At 36.2% G+C, this 17269-nt stretch carries 15 protein-coding genes; 2 read left to right on the top strand and 13 right to left on the bottom strand.

Going from position 1 to position 17269, the window contains the following annotated elements; translation table 11 throughout:
- Nucleotides 1–40: 40 nt before the first annotated feature.
- The 10 genes from spoVE to panE all read right to left on the bottom strand — a co-directional run bounded on the left by spoVE (nt 41) and on the right by panE (nt 13687).
- Nucleotides 41–1132 (bottom strand): stage V sporulation protein E, encoded by a 1092-nt coding sequence (gene spoVE / locus NSQ69_RS19250; RefSeq protein WP_002014736.1) that lies wholly within the window; start codon nt 1130–1132, stop codon nt 41–43.
- A 90-nt stretch (nt 1133–1222) separates the two neighbouring features.
- Nucleotides 1223–2575 carry a UDP-N-acetylmuramoyl-L-alanine--D-glutamate ligase gene (gene murD, locus NSQ69_RS19255; RefSeq protein ID WP_002014737.1) on the bottom strand — a complete coding sequence of 451 codons (1353 nt, stop codon included), beginning with the start codon at nt 2573–2575 and terminating at the stop codon, nt 1223–1225.
- Entirely contained in the window at nt 2576–3550 is a 975-nt protein-coding gene (mraY, locus tag NSQ69_RS19260) for a phospho-N-acetylmuramoyl-pentapeptide-transferase (RefSeq protein ID WP_002014738.1), read from the bottom strand.
- A 22-nt stretch (nt 3551–3572) separates the two neighbouring features.
- Nucleotides 3573–5048, bottom strand: a complete 1476-nt coding sequence (gene murE, locus NSQ69_RS19265) for a UDP-N-acetylmuramoyl-L-alanyl-D-glutamate--2,6-diaminopimelate ligase (protein ID WP_002014740.1) — start codon at nt 5046–5048, stop codon at nt 3573–3575.
- 210 nt (nt 5049–5258) lie between these two features.
- Nucleotides 5259–7175 (bottom strand): stage V sporulation protein D, encoded by a 1917-nt coding sequence (locus NSQ69_RS19270; protein WP_002014741.1) that lies wholly within the window; start codon nt 7173–7175, stop codon nt 5259–5261.
- Nucleotides 7176–7256: 81 nt separating this feature from the next.
- Nucleotides 7257–9404 carry a penicillin-binding protein gene (locus NSQ69_RS19275; protein ID WP_443650644.1) on the bottom strand — a complete coding sequence of 716 codons (2148 nt, stop codon included), beginning with the start codon at nt 9402–9404 and terminating at the stop codon, nt 7257–7259.
- 22 nt (nt 9405–9426) lie between these two features.
- Nucleotides 9427–9789 carry a cell division protein FtsL gene (gene ftsL, locus NSQ69_RS19280; RefSeq protein WP_002014745.1) on the bottom strand — a complete coding sequence of 121 codons (363 nt, stop codon included), beginning with the start codon at nt 9787–9789 and terminating at the stop codon, nt 9427–9429.
- 15 nt (nt 9790–9804) lie between these two features.
- Complete coding sequence (rsmH, locus tag NSQ69_RS19285; protein ID WP_002014746.1) at nt 9805–10737, bottom strand: 16S rRNA (cytosine(1402)-N(4))-methyltransferase RsmH; 933 nt, start codon at nt 10735–10737, stop codon at nt 9805–9807.
- A gap of 366 nt (nt 10738–11103) precedes the next feature.
- The gene (gene bshC / locus NSQ69_RS19290; RefSeq protein WP_002128861.1) at nt 11104–12720 is read right to left on the bottom strand and encodes a bacillithiol biosynthesis cysteine-adding enzyme BshC; all 1617 of its coding nucleotides are present in this window, start codon (nt 12718–12720) and stop codon (nt 11104–11106) included.
- Nucleotides 12721–12799: 79 nt separating this feature from the next.
- A complete protein-coding gene (panE, locus tag NSQ69_RS19295) occupies nt 12800–13687 on the bottom strand; it encodes a 2-dehydropantoate 2-reductase (protein ID WP_078177801.1) in 888 nt (295 codons plus the stop codon).
- A 295-nt stretch (nt 13688–13982) separates the two neighbouring features.
- Between panE and NSQ69_RS19300 the strand changes: the two genes are divergently transcribed.
- Entirely contained in the window at nt 13983–14456 is a 474-nt protein-coding gene (locus NSQ69_RS19300; RefSeq protein WP_002014751.1) for an N-acetyltransferase, read from the top strand.
- A 33-nt stretch (nt 14457–14489) separates the two neighbouring features.
- Here the strand turns inward: NSQ69_RS19300 and NSQ69_RS19305 are convergent, their stop codons facing one another.
- The 3 genes from NSQ69_RS19305 to NSQ69_RS19315 all read right to left on the bottom strand — a co-directional run bounded on the left by NSQ69_RS19305 (nt 14490) and on the right by NSQ69_RS19315 (nt 15861).
- Nucleotides 14490–14996 (bottom strand): RsfA family transcriptional regulator, encoded by a 507-nt coding sequence (locus NSQ69_RS19305; RefSeq protein WP_341099616.1) that lies wholly within the window; start codon nt 14994–14996, stop codon nt 14490–14492.
- A gap of 129 nt (nt 14997–15125) precedes the next feature.
- Nucleotides 15126–15299 (bottom strand): 50S ribosomal protein L32, encoded by a 174-nt coding sequence (rpmF, locus tag NSQ69_RS19310; RefSeq protein ID WP_001984764.1) that lies wholly within the window; start codon nt 15297–15299, stop codon nt 15126–15128.
- Between the two features lie 61 nt (nt 15300–15360).
- The gene (locus NSQ69_RS19315) at nt 15361–15861 is read right to left on the bottom strand and encodes a YceD family protein (RefSeq protein ID WP_002014753.1); all 501 of its coding nucleotides are present in this window, start codon (nt 15859–15861) and stop codon (nt 15361–15363) included.
- A 153-nt stretch (nt 15862–16014) separates the two neighbouring features.
- Between NSQ69_RS19315 and NSQ69_RS19320 the strand changes: the two genes are divergently transcribed.
- Entirely contained in the window at nt 16015–17256 is a 1242-nt protein-coding gene (locus NSQ69_RS19320) for a nucleotidyltransferase (protein WP_175491553.1), read from the top strand.
- Nucleotides 17257–17269 lie beyond the last annotated feature (13 nt).

Below are 17269 nucleotides of genomic sequence, written 5' to 3' on the forward strand. Positions count from 1 at the left end.
TTTCACACACACACGAAAAACCCTGTCTTTTAAACAGGGTTTAATAGCGAGAATGGCGACTTATATTCAATAATACACCTACCGCCATTAACATTAAGGTCAAACTTGATCCACCATAACTTAAAAATGGCAAAGTAATACCGGTAACAGGCATCAGTCCTGTTACAACACCAACATTAATCATTACTTGAATCGCAATCATCGCCACAATACCTACTGCTAAAAACGTACCATATAAATCTGGCGCTCCTAATGCTATACGAATCCCACGCCATAATAATAGACTAAATAATAATAACACAAATGAACCACCAATAAAACCTAATTCCTCGGATAAGATTGCAAATATAAAGTCTGTTTGTGGTTCAGGTAAATAGAGAAATTTTTGTCTACTTTGTCCAAGTCCAAGCCCAAATAAACCACCAGGTCCAATTGCGAGTAACGATTGGATAATTTGAAATCCACTTCCGAGCGGATCCGACCACGGATCTAAATATGATGTGATGCGTTTCATTCGATATGGCGCTGATGCAATTAACCCTACAAATCCCGCTGCACCAAGCAAACCAAACATTGCAAAGTGAAAGACCCTTGCTCCCGAAATAAATATCATAATAATACATGTCCCAATCATTACCGTTCCCGTACCAAGATCTGGCTGTAACATAATTATCCCAAAAGCAAGAAATACAAAACTAAGAGCCGGTAGTAAACCTCGTTTAAAAGATGTAATTAATTTTTGTCGTTCCGCTAAAAATTTTGCTAAGAAAATAATCATCGCGAATTTCATAAACTCTGACGGTTGGATAGAAAATGCCCCGATTCCAATCCAACTTCGCGCCCCTCCACGAACGAGACCTACTCCAGGAATAAGAACGAGAATAAGAAGAACGAAACAAACTAGTAAAATTACTTTTGAATACGTACGCCATACCCAATAATCAATTTTCATCAGAAAAAACATAGCTACTACCCCAAGACTTGCAAATAACAATTGTCTTTTTGCAAAAAAGAATGAATCCCCCATTTTATAAGAGGCCCAAACCGCACTCGCACTATAAACCATAATCATTCCGATTGTTAACAACGCAAGTGTAACGATGATGAGAATAAAATCAGGCGTTTTCTTCATTACCCATGAACACCACCTCTTTGGGCAGAACCTTTTGCCCTATGTAACAAAACATCAGTAGGTGTTAGCCTACTGATGTTTTGATTTACTTTATATAAGTTTATGCACAGCTTGTATAAAAATGTCTCCTCTTTCTTCAAATGTTTTAAATTGATCCCAGCTTGCACATGCTGGTGAAAGAAGAATAACATCACCATCGGTAGAATGAGCATAAGCCTTCACTACTGCATCATCTAAAGTTTCGACACTTTCAATTACATCTAATCCTGCTTTTTCTGCCGCTCTTACTAATTTTGGTGCAGTTTGTCCAAATGTCACAATCGCTTTGACATGTTTAAAATATGGAATTAAATCATCAAATTCATTACCACGATCAAGTCCACCAGCCAATAATACAATCGGTTGTGTAAATGCAGATAATGCTTTTTCTGTCGCTAGCATATTCGTCGCTTTGGAATCATTATAAAATTTACGATTATTAATCGTTGTTACATATTCTAAGCGATGTTTTACACCTGTAAAACTTTTTAACACAGCAGTAATTGCTTCATTAGAAACACCTAGTAATTTAGCAATACTCATTGCTGCTAAAATATTTTCTAAATTGTGCTTACCAGGTAAAACAATATCACTTACTTTAACTACTTTTTCGCCTTTAAAATAAAGAGCGTTATCTTTTATATACGCACCATCTTCAATTTCTTTCGTCGTCGAAAATAATACTTTCTGTCCTTTACTATATGCCGATAACGCCATGACATCTGCATCATCTGCGTTAATTATACTATAATCTGCTTCAGTTTGGTTTTTGAAAATATTCGCTTTCGCCAAACCATACTCTTTCTTCGTCCCGTGATAATCTAAATGCGCTTCAAATAAATTTAAAAAGGCTGCAATTTTTGGTTGGAACGATTCCACTCCCATCAATTGAAACGATGAAAGTTCCGTAACGACAACTTCATTTTCCTTCGCCAATTGTGCAACTTCACAAGCTACAGTACCTATATTCCCCGCAATAACTGGGTGCTTTTGTCCTTCTTTTAACATTTCAAACGTTAACATTGTCGTTGTTGTTTTACCGTTAGATCCCGTAATCCCAACAAACGGTGCTGCTGAAATGGAATATGCTAATTCAACCTCAGTTACAATTGGAATTTGTTTTTCTTTCGCCGCCACTAAGAGTGGATTAGAATATGGAATTCCTGGATTCTTTACGACAAGTGAAATGTTTCTCTCCAGCAATTCTAATGGATGCCCACCACACACAACATCCATTCCTTCCGCTTGTAACTCAGCTGCAAGCACATTACCCGCTAATGGTTTCCCATCATTTACAATGACGTTTGCCCCTAACTTTTTTAATAAAGTAGCTGCTGCATAACCACTTTTAGCAATACCTAATACAAGAACATTTTTATTTTGATATTCAGTTACAGTTTTCAATTACATCCACACCCCGATATAAATTCCTAGCACAGCTAATAAAAATCCTACAGACCAAAACGTTACAACAACGCGCCACTCTGACCAACCACATAATTCATAATGATGATGTAATGGACTCATTTTAAAGACACGCTTTCCTGTTGTTTTGAACGAAATAACTTGGATAATAACAGATAAAGTTTCCGCTACGAATACACCGCCAATAATAACGAGTAACAATTCTTGTTTTAACAAAATCGCTACAGCTGCGATAGCACCACCTAAAGCTAGAGAACCAGTATCCCCCATAAATACTTTCGCTGGATTCGCATTGAATACTAAAAAGCCAAGTACAGCTCCTACGACTGCCATACAGAAAATCGCTACCCCAAATTGTTCTTGAGCTACAGCAATAATACTAAATGCTCCGAATGCAATAGCAGCTGTTCCTGATAATAAACCATCTAAACCATCTGTTAAATTAACCGCATTTGATCCACCAATAAGCATAAATAATACGAGAACAAAATACGCCCAGCCTAATTCAAATTTAACATCAGTTCCTGGAATCATGATATACGTGTGAAATGCTTGCCCTTTTCCAATTAAAAAGAACGCAATAGCAATTACAAGCTGACCAATCAATTTTTGTTTTGATGTTAAACCAAGATTTCTTTTCTTTACTACTTTTATGTAGTCATCTAAAAATCCGATTAATCCGTACCCAAATGTAACTAATAATAACAATGATACTTCTGCACCTAAATTGTTAAATTTAATCGCCATAATAAGCGTAGTCACCATCATAGATACATATATGACAATACCACCCATCGTTGGTGTCCCTGATTTCTTTTGGTGTGACTTCGGTCCTTCGTCACGAATACTCTGTCCGAACTTTAACTTTCTTAAAAATGGAATAAATAATGGCGAAAGGGCAACAGAAATTAAAAATGCTACCCCAGCCGTTACTAATAAACCTTGTTCAAGCACATGTAGTCCTCCTCTCATGCTGTTACACTTCGTTGTTTAAACGCTCCGTGATTGCTTCTTTAGCAACTTCACGATCGTCAAAATGATGAACTTCTTTACCAATAATTTGATACGTTTCATGCCCTTTACCAGCAATAATAATAATATCTTCTGCTTTTACTTTCGAGATAGCGGAACGTATCGCTTCTTTTCGATCGACAATTACTTCATAATTATTCCCATTCACATCATTTACCATATCATCTAAAATAGCCTTCGGATCTTCACTTCTTGGATTATCTGATGTATAAATTGCATGAGTTGCATATTCGGTTGCGACACTTGCCATTATTGGTCTTTTCGTTCTATCTCTATCACCACCGCAACCAACGATACAATATACATCGCCTTTTGCAAACTGTTTTGCTGTTTTTAGTACGTTCTCTAAGCTATCAGGTGTATGCGCATAGTCAACAATAACTGTGTAATTTTGTCCACCATCTACAACTTCAAAACGTCCAGGAACGCCAGCAAGCTCTTTAATTACATCAATAATTGTTTGTAAGCTCACTCCTGAAACAAGACCTGCTGCTGTAGCAGCTAACACGTTGTATACATTAAACTTACCAATTAATTTCATCGTAACATTTACAGTTTCGTACGGTGTTACAAGTGTAAATGTTGTACCGCCACTCGTCATTACGATATCTCGTGCCATAATGTCGCTTGCAACATCTATACCGTATGTTACAACAGTAGCTGCTGTACTTCTCATATACTCTTCTGCTACTGGATCATCACTGTTTAATATAGCGTATTTTTCACGATTATGATGATAACTATTGCCAAGCTGTGCGAAAAGCAACCCTTTCGCATGTTTATATTCTTCCATCGTTTTATGATAGTCTAAATGATCTTGTGTTAAATTCGTAAATACTGCAACATCATAATCGCACCCGTGTACACGGCCAAGATCTAAAGCATGAGACGAAACTTCCATTACTGTGCTATCCACACCTTGTTCAACCATTTTTGAAAATGTCTGTTGAAGTGTTAGTGCATCTGGTGTTGTATTTTTCACCTCAAATGTTTCATCACCGATTTTCATATTAATCGTTCCAATTAGCCCTGTTTTATGACCATGTGCGCGCATAATTTCATCCATAATATGCGATGTTGTTGTCTTTCCATTTGTACCTGTAATACCGATTAAATGTAACTTGTGTGTTGGTTGGCCATAAAAATAATCAGCTAAAACCGCTAGCGAACGAAAAGTATTTTTCACAAGTACAACTGGAACGTCAACATCAATTGGTCTTTCCGCAACAATAGCAGCCGCTCCTTGTGCGGCTGCTTGCTTAGCAAAGTCATGGCTATCAACCGTATATCCTTTCATACATATAAATAAGCTTCCCTCTTTCACTTTACGTGAATCCGCTTCAATAGATGTTATTTCTGGATTTTCTGTTGGAACAACTGGAAAATCATGCAAACATGATACAAGTGTATGCAACTTCATTTCACTAAACCCTCTCTACATTGTTTATTTATCTCTTATTTTAGCAAGTAACACGTTACCTCCTAGTTATATAAAAATAGGAGGTAAGTGCTACTATAGTCTAATCAATAGATTTATTTATTAATGAGACACTTATCGTCTCAAGTAAAGCAATTTTTCTATAAAGAACTCACTTCCACCAATTGTACCATAAAACACAATCAGTTACCTTTAATTCCCGAAGTAAATTCTAACTTTTGAACCCTCTTTTACTTTAGCTCCTGCTTCTGGTGATTGTTTAATTACTTTCCCACCATCACCACTTATATCAAGCTTCAAGTCTACAAGTTGCGTTTGTAAATCTTTCTTTTTCATACCAATTAAATTCGGAACTTCCACAGTTGGTGTATCGCCCCATTTATATTCTTTCTCAACTTGCTCTTTTCTCGGTTCCACTCCCATTACAGGAAGTGCGTCACGAAGAATATTCCCAACAATAGGTGCTGCTACAACTCCACCAAATTGAGTGACTCCTTTTGGATTATCCACTGCTACATAAACAACAATTTGCGGATCGTCAGCTGGAGCAAAACCGATAAATGATACAATATAGTTATTATCTAAATATTTTCCATCTTTCACCTTTTGAGCAGTTCCAGTTTTTCCACCTACACGATATCCATCAATATAAGCCCCTTTACCCGAACCTTTCGCTACAACATTCTCTAATGCGTAACGAACTTTCTCTGAAGTTTCCTTGGAAATAACTTCCCTTTTCGCAACAGGTGTCTTTTTGCTGACAACTTGATTATTCTTCGGATCAATAAATTCCTTCGCTATATATGGCTGATACAAAGTTCCACCATTTACAGCGGCCGCTACAGCTGCTACTTGTTGAATCGGTGTAACAGAAACACCTTGCCCAAATGAAGTCGTCGCTTGCTCGACTGGACCAACTTTATCTAAATTAAATAAAATCCCGCTACCTTCACCTTGTAAATCAATTCCGGTCTTCTGTCCAAACCCGAAATTGCGAATGTATTTAAACAATCGATCTTTACCAAGACGATCACCGAGTTCAATAAATCCTGGGTTACAAGAGTTTTGAACTACCTCTAAAAACGTTTGGCTACCATGGCCTCCAGCTTTCCAACACCGCAATCTAGCTCCACCAACTTCAGCTGCCCCATCATCATAAAATGTATCTTTCTCTAAGTCTACTAAATTTTCATTCAAGGCTGCAGCTAATGTAATAATCTTAAATGTTGACCCCGGCTCATACGTACTCCATACAGGTAAGTTTCTGTTATATACTTCCGGAGAAACACTTTGGAAATCTGCTGGATCAAAACTTGGTCGACTTGACATACCTAAAATTTCACCATTTTTCGGATTCATTGCAATTGCTATCATACCGTCAGGATTATACGTTGATTCCGCAATATTCATTTCTCTTTCCATAATCCTCGTAATGCGTGAATCAATTGTTAATCCTAAATTCAAGCCGGCTTCTGGTTTTTTGAAATCATCTCCAACGTTAGGCATTCTCTGTCCTTTCGCGTCTGCAAAAAATCGCACATGACCTTTATCACCATTTAGCTCTTTATCATAATATTTCTCTAGTCCCATAAGCCCTTGATTATCACTGCCCGCAAATCCTAATACGTGTGATAAAAAATTACCAAATGGATAGTACCGGATAGAATCCTCTGCGATGTACACACCCTTTAAACTTAATCCGCGTACTTCTTTCGCTTTGTCATGCGATATTTTCCTTCCGCCTTTATCAAGCCTTACAATCGATTCTTTTTTTGTAATCCGCTTATAAACATCATCTTTTTCCACACCTAATACTGCAGCTAACTTCTCTGCAGTCTCTGCTGGTTTTTCAATTTGCCTCGGCACAACAAAGACGGTCGGTGCACTTTTATTCGTAGCAAGCTCCACACCATTTCGATCTAAAATTTTCCCTCGCTCTGGTTCAAAAGTAATATTACGACTCCATGAATCCTTCGCACGATCCGTTAACATATTTCCAAGAAAAAATTGCACATATCCAAGACGAATATCGATAATGGTGAAAATGAGTATACCCGATATAAGTATAAAAATAAGTCGTTTTCTAACTGTTACATTTGATACACGCATATTGGAACAAGCCTCCCTTACGCCTAGCTTGTTCCAATATATGCTTGTACTTATTTAATTAGAACTTCTTCCCTATTACCATTATGGCTTTTCTGCTTCTTGCTGCGGTTCAAGTGGTGGTACGAGTGTTACACCTAATTCTGTACCAGGTTGCAACAATGTCCCTTCCGCTACACTTTGCTCAGTTACATATCCTGTACCAGAAGGTTTTAAGTTAAGCTTTAATGTTTTTGCTAAATTCATAACATCACGCAGTGCCCATCCCTGTATATTTGGCATTGTAGGTTTATCTCCTACTAAGAAGACTCGATCACCCTTTAATGTTTGTTCAGTTGCTTTTGGCACTTGCTGCTGCACTTTACCTTCACCTAATACGATTGGACGAAGTTTTGCTTTATCAATTGTTTTTTTCGCTTCTTCCATCGTTTTTCCGGTTACATCTGGAACGACAGTTTGTTGTTCTTTCACATATTTTTTCGGGTCTTTTACTTCATTCGGCTTAATCTTTAAGTACTCTAAGCTATTTTTCGTTACATATTTAAAGATATCAGCTAAAGGCTTAGCCCCGTTTTCATCATCTTTTAATTTTGGTTGTTTAACTGCCACATACACAACAAGTTGCGGATCGTCCATCGGTGCCATACCTAAGAATGAGAATATATAATTCTCTCTTCCCGTCATATAGCCACCTTTCCCGTCAGGAATTTGTGCTGTACCTGTTTTCCCCCCAACTGAGTACCCATCAATTTTATATGCAGTTCCTGTTCCTTTCGGTGATGTAACAACACGTTCTAGTAATTGCCTTACTTGCGCTGCTGTATCTTTGGAAACAGGTTTCCCTACTTCTTTTGGTTTATGCTCTAGCTGTACTTTACCTGTTATTGGATCCACAATTTTATCAATTGTATAAGGTTTCATCATTTTCCCATCATTTGCAATCGCTGTTGCAGCTTGTACAAGTTGAATTGGTGTAACTGTAGAACCTTGTCCAAACGCTGTTGTTACTTGTTGTATTTGTTGATCAAATAAAATTGTATTTGACCCTTCACTAGGTAAATCAATGTTTGTTTTTTCATCTAATCCAAAATTATGAATATATTTCCGGAAACGATCTGGACCAAGTTTTTGATCACCTAAAATTGCAAACGCTACGTTTGAAGAGCGCTCTACCCCTTCATCAAAAGTAATAGAACCCCATCCAGCGCCGCCGTTGTGATCTTTTATTTTGCGATTACCAACTTGATATGTACCAGACTGATAAAAGTCTTGTCCATTGTATACACCTTCATTAATGGCCGCCGCTAATGTGAAAATCTTCATTGTTGATCCCGGTTCAAATGCATTTGCAATTGCATCGTTATAATAATAATCCATCTTTCCCTGGTTCGGATCATAACCAGGTTTACTAGACATCGCTAATATTTTCCCCGTCTTTGGATCCGCAACAATTCCAATTAAATTTTCTGGTTCATAATGTTTACTCGCTTCTTTCATTGCGTCTTCTAAATAACTTTGAATACGTTGGTCAAGCGTTAAATACACATTATCTCCATTTTTAGGTGCCTTTACATTCACTTTCCCACCGTCAAGAGATACTCCTTTACGGTCCCCTGTATAAGCTACCTCACCATTAGAAGCACCTAAATACTTATCCAAACTCTTTTCTAAGCCAAATTGACCTACTGCGATTCCATTCTCATCAGGGCTGGCATGCCCTATGACGTAAGATGCGAAATCACCGTTTGGATACACTCTCGCATTTTCGGTGATAAAAGAGATTCCTGGCAATTTCAACGCTTCTATTTGTTCTTTCTTTTCTTTCGTCAAGCCCCTACCTAATGTTCCAAATTCCACTTGACTTCTATCTTTATTTAAAGCGGCTAAGATCGCATCTTCGCCCGTTCCGAGTACTCCAGCGATTTTCTTTGCAGTATCCTCTTTATCCTCAACAGGCTTAGCACCTTTTAATTCCGCTACCATTTTATAGGAATTTGCGTCTTGTGCTAGCACATGACCATTTTGGTCATAAATTGTTCCTCGATTCGCTTCGAGAACTCCTTTTTTACTATGTTTCTGTTCAGCAAGTTTCTTCAAATCATGATTGTCCACTGTTCCTGTTGCTTGTATGTAAAAAAATCGGGCTAATAACAGCAAAAAGAGCAGGAGGAAAAATATCATAAAATAACCTGCTCCCTTATTGGTATGAAATTTGGTCATATTTCTCTTCATCTTTTCTTCACACCTATTTGCCTTACTTTAGGCCTTTCACATTATTCGCATTAATTTCTAGCCCGTGTTTTTTTGCAACTTCAGCGATACGTTCATAACGACTTAACTTTTCTACTTCAGCCTGCAATTCTTGATTTTCCTTTTGTTTTTTCACAATTTGTTCTTCTATCGTCGCTGCTTCTACATTAACTTGATATAGACCCGCTTTATTCCCAATAAAAGCTACACAAGCATATAATAAAAACCCAATAAACGTTACGTACAATAGCTTTTCAATTCTTGTAATTTTCGTTTTAACTTTTGGCTTAACCATCTGCTGTGGCGGCGCTTGAATTTGTACCTCTTCTTGCGCCTGTTGTTTATACTTTACAGCTAAATTAGTCATACCTCTCTCTCCTTTTTATCGTTTTTCAGCGATTCTCAACTTCGCAGAACGCGCTCGATTATTTTCTTCTAATTCAATGTCAGAAGGTAAAATCGGTTTCCTTGTAATAAGCTTTAATTTCGGCTTAAATTCATCCGGAATAATCGGTAGTCCCTGTGGTAATTGCGGCGTTGTGCTATTTCGCTTAAACGTCGTTTTACAAATACGATCTTCTAAAGAATGGAATGTTATAACACTAACTCTTCCACCAGGCTTGACCATATCAATTGCAGATTCCAACGCTTCTTCAAATACTTTTAATTCATCATTTACAGCAATACGAATCGCTTGAAATACTCGCTTCGCAGGATGTCCACCTGTTCTACGTGCCGGAGCTGGAATACCTTCTTTAATTAATTCCACTAATTCTCCTGTCGTTTCAATAGCCTTATTCTCGCGATAAGCTTCAATTTTCCTTGTTATTTGCTTTGAAAATTTTTCTTCTCCGTATTGGAAGAAAATCCTTACGAGTTGTTCATATGACCAGCTGTTCACAACATCATATGCTGTTAATGGGGCATCTTGATCCATCCGCATATCTAACGGTGCATCATGATGATAACTAAAGCCACGCTCTGGTGTATCTAATTGTGGGGATGAAACACCTAAATCGAATAAAATCCCGTCTACTTCTGTGATACCTAATTCATGTAGTTTTTCAGATAAATAACGGAAGTTGCTCTTCACTGTTACAAATTGTTCACCATAAGAAGAAAATTTTTCCTTCGCATTTTGAATCGCTATTTCATCTTGATCAAATGCTATTAACTTTCCACCATCTGTTAGCTGAGATAATAAATAAGAACTATGTCCTCCTCCACCCAGTGTACAATCTACATATGTACCACTCGGTTTTATATCTAAGCCATCTACTGTTTCTTTCAAAAGTACTGTTACGTGTTTGAACATTGCTGCACCTACTCTTTTTCCAATTAATTATGTTAAATACATTTCTCACTCTACAAACACAATTTACTACTAGAGGATGAAATGCTACTAAAGAACGACTCATTTAACTTCCAACAAGGTAGTACGCTATACAAATCGCTATTTTATTTTATTATATACTAAATTTTATCATTTTTTGCGGGAATTTAAACAAAAACCTGTCGAAAAAGATATTAATCCGTTTACATTTTGTGCTATTTTGTCATATATATATACCTGATACATATCGATTCATTACATTAACATAAGATGGATAATTCAGAAATATTTCACTTCACAGTTAATTCAACAGAATAAAAATAAAATCCTGCTCAAAAGAGCAAGATTCTATAGTTTTATTACATGATGTTTTCCATCCCACGAAAAAGATTGTTCCATTACCCGGTCAACAAAATCAAGGCCGAACTGATTTAAATAATAACACACATTCCACACACGTTCTTGCGGTGCTCCTAATGGACGAAGCGCGAATTGTAAACGGCGGAATTTATTCAGTTGAACCTCATGTTTCTTCTCAACATTTCTTTTCAACATTTTTTCTAACAGTTCAATTTGCTCATTAATTTTCAGTTCATTTTTCCCCGCAAACTCATTTAACCCTGGATCTATTTTTTTCACGAATTGTTGTAATGATGTATGAATATCCATTATTTCTTTTTTCGCTTCTATAAATCGCTCGTCTATCGGTTCCTCTATTTGATTAGAAAGCCAATTGTCACGCAGATTATCTATATTATTTAGAAATGGATCAATTTCTTGCAAATCTAAATCATATAAATCTGTCGCTATATCTCGCTCCATATAAGTAATTGTAAGCCGCGGAACAACAGGTGGCATTTGGAAACCTGCCGTATGAAACACTTGTTGCAATTCACTCCAATAAGCTAACTCCCCTGGACCGCCAATAAACGCTAACGTAGGAAACACATATTCTTGCATAAGAGGGCGCGTTACAACATTATTACTAAAACGTTCTGGACTTCTTTCCATCTCTTCCATCAATTCTTCATACGAAAATGAATGCACTCCATCTTTTCCAATAAACTTCCCTTGATTCTCTTCAAGCAATACTCGCTCATTATCAATTTCCATAAATATATGCACTGCATTTGTCTTCGTTTCAATAATCGGTTTAAATCCTAATTCCTTAAGTACTTCCTGTTGATTACGAAGCCCTACTTGAATTTCTTTATATTTACTTATAATTTGTTGTAAAAACGGCACTTCTAATTTTCTTAATGCAGGATGATGTGAATCTACAAGAATTAAACCAGAATTTGCGAACATTTTCGTAATAAGGTGCGCAAAGAAATCTACATATGTATGCGATTTACCTAAAGCATCATCAACAAATTGTAATACATCCTTTGTAAAATTCGTTTCCGGATATGTTTTAAAAATCTCTTCGACCCATTTTCTACAGTCTTCAATAGAAAACTCAGACTCAGAAGCACTCGCCTTTTTCGGATAACGATCATGAAAAATGGTCTTTTTTATTTTTTTATTTTTCGTTACAAATGTATGATTAATTTCATCCATATCATGGTCTTCACCAGCAATCCAAAAGACAGGAACAACCCGAACCCCTAAGCTCTCTTCTTTTTCTTTTGCAAGCTGTAAAATTGAAATGATCTTATGAACTGTATAAAGCGGACCAGTTAATAACCCAGCTTGTTGTCCAGCTATAACTACATATGTATTTTCATCTTCAAGCGCTTTTATATTTTGAATTGTAAATTCTCCCGCTTGCAATTGTGTATTATATTCTAATAAATGCGTTACTAAATCTTGACGGAAAAACTCTCTCTCACGTAAATCATGTAAACGCTGTTTAAAAGCATCCTCTGTTAACAGATAATCAAAACATGACTGTATCTCTTTTTTACCGTTCATATAGTCCGCTACAACACCTTGTAGTGGAACAGAGATTTCTTTTATCTCCATATAATTCTTCCTTTCGTATCCTGTTCTCTCACCAACCCACATTGTATTCAATGTTTCACGTAAAAGCAAAGAAAAACACTTATAATTCCATTCCTTTTATTGCATTGAACAAAAATCGAAGTGTCGGAACAGATTGTTGTTGTTCCTTAGCTTCTTCTAATACATATCCAACAATCGCGTTAACTTCCGTTTGTCTATTCGCTCTTACGTCTGCTAACATAGATGAAATATTATGGGATGTTTTTTCACATACTTGGCATACCATTTTCCATAGCATTTCCTTATCTTCTTCTTTAACAAGAAATGCAACTTCCTGAAATACTTGCTCCATCATTTGATAAAAAAGCGGGTTTGAAATTAACTCCCCGTTCTCAACCCGCAATAATGCCGTCAACGGATTAATACATACATTGACTACTAATTTATTACGCATAATCCCCTTCCAATCATCTTCTATCTGAATCGGAAAATAATCAAAAGGAAAACAATTAAATACCTTTTTAAAACAACTAGATTGACCACGCACTACACCAAACTTTGTAACACCTATTCCAGTATGACGAACTGTATGTCCATCCTCTTTTTTTGCACCATGCTCCACAATCCCGACTGCTATACGTTCATTTCCTATTTTTTGCATAACGTGAAGATGTGACATTCCATTTTGCAAAAAGATTAATGACGATTCTCCCTGCACAAAAGGTAATATATCAGTTACATGATATTGCTTTACAGCAATAAATGTATAATCTAACTGTTTATCCAGCATACTTTCTATCGGTAAAATAGATGGAAATACCGTTTCACGTTCTCCATTCCTAATACAAGTTACACCCGTTAAGTTTAATTCTTCTGCTTGCTTATCGTTTCTTGTAAACAACGTAACATCTTGATTACTTTTTTGTAAATAAAATGTATATAGGAGACCAATAGCTCCCGGTCCAACAATTCCAATTTTCATCTTCACACAAAGAACTCATATTAACAAGTGATATAAGTTCCCTTGCCTTTCCCCCTTTATATCTTATTAAATTACAATTACATAGTTGAGGATTCAATTATCTTTTAACAAATGCAACCTCTTCTTTCACTACGTATATACTACCTATATACATAGTTCTATTCTTAGTTTAGCAAATCCTCAAAAAAATAATGAAAGAAATATTCTATCTTCTTCATAAAAATTTAAAAATGAGTTATAATATTATTATAAATATTTTAACTTTTCTGCATTCAACAAGATAAGAAAAGGACGTGATGTAATGGGATTCCCAAAAGTTGAACGCTTGCTCATCAATTATAAAACATTAGATGAATTTAAAAAATTTAAAGGGTGCGGAGCTCAAGAACTATCCATGTTGGAAGAATTACAAGCAAACATTATTGAAAATGATAGTGAGTCTCCATTTTACGGGATTTATTATGGTGGATCGCTAATCGCACGTATGAGTCTATATATGAAAAGGAACGGTGGAGAACCATTTGAAATTACAGGTACTTACCTAGAACTTTATAAACTTGAAGTATTGCCGACTTTTCAAAAACAAGGATTCGGACAAATGCTTGTTAATTATGCGAAACAACTACAATTCCCAATTAAAACGATAGCACGTATCCAGTCATCTGGTTTTTGGGATAAATTAAGTTTCCAGCCAGTATCAGTAACTGATGGTGATTTTTATATTTGGCATCCAGAAACAAATTCGAATGCGATTACAAACGAAGAATCTGCATAAGAAACAAAAAAAACAGCTGTTACGCAGCTGTTTTTATTTCTTTAATTTTTCTAATTCTCCATTCGAGCGAGCGCCATTTCTTTCCGCTACCATTACACTTCTTTTTTGATCGATATAATCAAGTAATGTTCTATATTCTTCCTCATATACTGATAATCGCTCCAGAAGACGTTCTTTCTCTGTTTGTAACGATTCAATTTGTTGTTGCAACACCATTAAAGAGCTTTCATCTTTATAATTTCGCAAGAATTCAATAACATCATTCAATGTAATTGATGTAGGCTCTTCTACCTTTGTCTCTTTCACTTCATAATTTTCTACTTTACGAAGTTGCTTTGCTTCTTCAATACGTTCTTTGTATTGCTTTCTAACATAAGAGTTCCATCTAAATCCACATGCTGCTGGTGTGCGAGACAAATGTCTCCCCACTTCTTTAAAGGCAGAAAGTTGCGTTCCACCTTCTTGAATATGCCGGAGTACTACTTCTGCCAGAAGCAAATCTTCATCATCAGTCCAAGCATCTTGTCTTGTTGTCGCCATCTCTCTAGTCCTCCCTATGCATTTTTTATTAAGCATATGCAGTTACTAGAAAAGATAGAATACAACAAATAAAGAATAAGACAAAAAAAATAAACGTAGAAGATATCTTCTACGTTTATTTTCCCGCAATTACTTGCTGATTACTTCTTTACCTTTGTAAGTACCGCATGCTTTACATACACGGTGAGCTAATTTCGCTTCACCACAGCTTGGGCACTCTACCATACCAGGTACTGATAATTTGAAATGCGTACGACGCTTTCTTTTTACTGTTTTAGAAGTTCTTCTAAAAGGTACAGCCATTCTTCCCACCTCCTTAAAAGAAATAGTTATTTTCATATGAAGGCCTAAACCAGTCTTCCGATTATTTGTCAAAAAACTTTGCAAGTCCTGCTAATCGTGGATCAACAGTCTTTTCTTTGTTTTCTTCCGAAATCACTTGCCAGTCTTGACCTTGCATCGGTGCTCCACCAGAAACATCATCACTGAAAATTTGCATTGGAATCTCCAAAAGTATATTTTCCTTGATTACGGGCAGTAAGTCAAGTACTTCTCCTTCTAAACAATGAATTTCAGCTTCTGTTTCAAATTCTTCTTCCGAAGTTTGGAACACCTCAGTTGTTTTAATGTCAAATGGTAATGTCACATCTACTAAAGAGCGAGAACATGGTAAAACCATGCTTCCAGTTATATGTAGATGAAACGTAAACTTACCGGAGCCAAAATCAACTCTTCCTGTTACATGAGCAGGATTAATTTCACGAATATCTTTCTCGACCTCTTTTAGTTCACTTACATCTACCATTTCATTTAATGTCAATCCTTTATTTCTCAATTTATTCAATTGATGGATGGACCATTTCATATCATATCACCTCAAGGCAACAAACAAAATTATAGCTAGCCATTTTATATTTGTCAATGTTTTTTCTTTACACTATAATGAAGTCATCATAGGAAATAATATATAGACTATCACGTTTTCCAAAAAGATGCTACATCGAAAGGAGAGATTACCATAAAATCCAGTGGTATTGTTGTTGAATATAACCCTTTTCATAACGGTCATGCTTATCATGTGCAACAAACAAAAAAGTTAACACAGTCTGATATTATTATCGCCGTTATGAGTGGTCCTTTTTTGCAGCGTGGTGAGCCCGCACTCATCTCCAAATGGTATCGTACCAAAATGGCCTTAACAAACGGCGTAGACCTCGTTGTAGAGCTTCCATATGCATTCGCAACACAAAAGGCCGAAACTTTCGCAAATGGCGCAATTTCGATTTTAAACGCCCTTGGTGTTTCTGAAATTTGTTTCGGTAGTGAAGATGGACAAGCTGAAAATTTCTACAATACCATCGCTATACAAAAAAATGAAGAAGAGACTTTTAATCGTCTTGTGAAGCGATTTATGAATGCAGGTAATAGTTATGCCAAAGCTACATCTGAAGCCTTTCTACACATCTTACCACCCGAAAAAAACGTAGATATGTCACAACCAAATAACATTTTAGGCTTACAGTACATTAAAGCAATTCTCTTACAAAACAGTTCGATGCAAGCACAAACTATAAAAAGATTCGCCTCTCATTATCATGATGAAACATTTCACGATCAACATATTGCAAGTGCAACAAGTATTCGCAAACAGCTATTTAATGAAAACAGTTCCTCTACAACTATTGAGCCTTTTATCCCGAAAATGACTGCTTCTCTTTTAGAAAACTACAAGCAAAACTACGGGACGTTACATAACTGGGAAAAATACTTTTCATTTTTTAAATACAAACTTATGACGATGTCTTCAGAGGACTTACAACATATATATGAAATGGAAGAAGGTTTAGAGCATCGTATTTTATCAAAAATACAAAACAGTTCATCTTTCTATTCATTCATGGAAGCATTAAAAACAAAACGTTATACATGGACTAGATTGCAAAGAGCTTGTACACATATTTTAACAAATACAACGAAGGAAGAAATACACAAAGCAAATATAGAGCAACATGCGCCGTATATCCGTCTTCTCGGAATGTCACAAAAAGGACAAACTTATCTTTCTAGAAATAAGAAAAAAATAGAACTCCCAATCCTTACTCATACAAAAACATTCGAACATCCAACTTTAGACATAGAACGAAAATCAAATGCTGTATATTTCTCCATAATGCAAGAACCTTTGCGGACACAACTGCTAAAACAAGACGCAACGCATCATCCAATTCGTTATGATGAAATAACGAAAAAATTCCTATAAGAAAAACCTCTCT

The sequence above is a fragment of the Bacillus sp. FSL R10-2201 genome (genome assembly GCF_038008665.1).
Taxonomy (GTDB): domain Bacteria; phylum Bacillota; class Bacilli; order Bacillales; family Bacillaceae_G; genus Bacillus_A; species Bacillus_A mycoides.

Excerpts from the sequence above, each read along its gene's own strand:
- spoVE (WP_002014736.1), bottom strand. The coding sequence starts at position 1,132 with ATGAAGAAAACGCCTGATTTTATTCTCATCATCGTTACACTTGCGTTG.
- murE (WP_002014740.1), bottom strand. The coding sequence starts at position 5,048 with ATGAAGTTGCATACACTTGTATCATGTTTGCATGATTTTCCAGTTGTT.
- NSQ69_RS19270 (WP_002014741.1), bottom strand. The coding sequence starts at position 7,175 with ATGCGTGTATCAAATGTAACAGTTAGAAAACGACTTATTTTTATACTT.
- NSQ69_RS19275 (WP_443650644.1), bottom strand. The coding sequence starts at position 9,404 with ATGAAGAGAAATATGACCAAATTTCATACCAATAAGGGAGCAGGTTAT.
- ftsL (WP_002014745.1), bottom strand. The coding sequence starts at position 9,789 with ATGACTAATTTAGCTGTAAAGTATAAACAACAGGCGCAAGAAGAGGTA.
- rsmH (WP_002014746.1), bottom strand. The coding sequence starts at position 10,737 with ATGTTCAAACACGTAACAGTACTTTTGAAAGAAACAGTAGATGGCTTA.
- bshC (WP_002128861.1), bottom strand. The coding sequence starts at position 12,720 with ATGGAGATAAAAGAAATCTCTGTTCCACTACAAGGTGTTGTAGCGGAC.
- NSQ69_RS19300 (WP_002014751.1), top strand. The coding sequence starts at position 13,983 with ATGGGATTCCCAAAAGTTGAACGCTTGCTCATCAATTATAAAACATTA.
- NSQ69_RS19305 (WP_341099616.1), bottom strand. The coding sequence starts at position 14,996 with ATGGCGACAACAAGACAAGATGCTTGGACTGATGATGAAGATTTGCTT.
- rpmF (WP_001984764.1), bottom strand. The coding sequence starts at position 15,299 with ATGGCTGTACCTTTTAGAAGAACTTCTAAAACAGTAAAAAGAAAGCGT.
- NSQ69_RS19315 (WP_002014753.1), bottom strand. The coding sequence starts at position 15,861 with ATGAAATGGTCCATCCATCAATTGAATAAATTGAGAAATAAAGGATTG.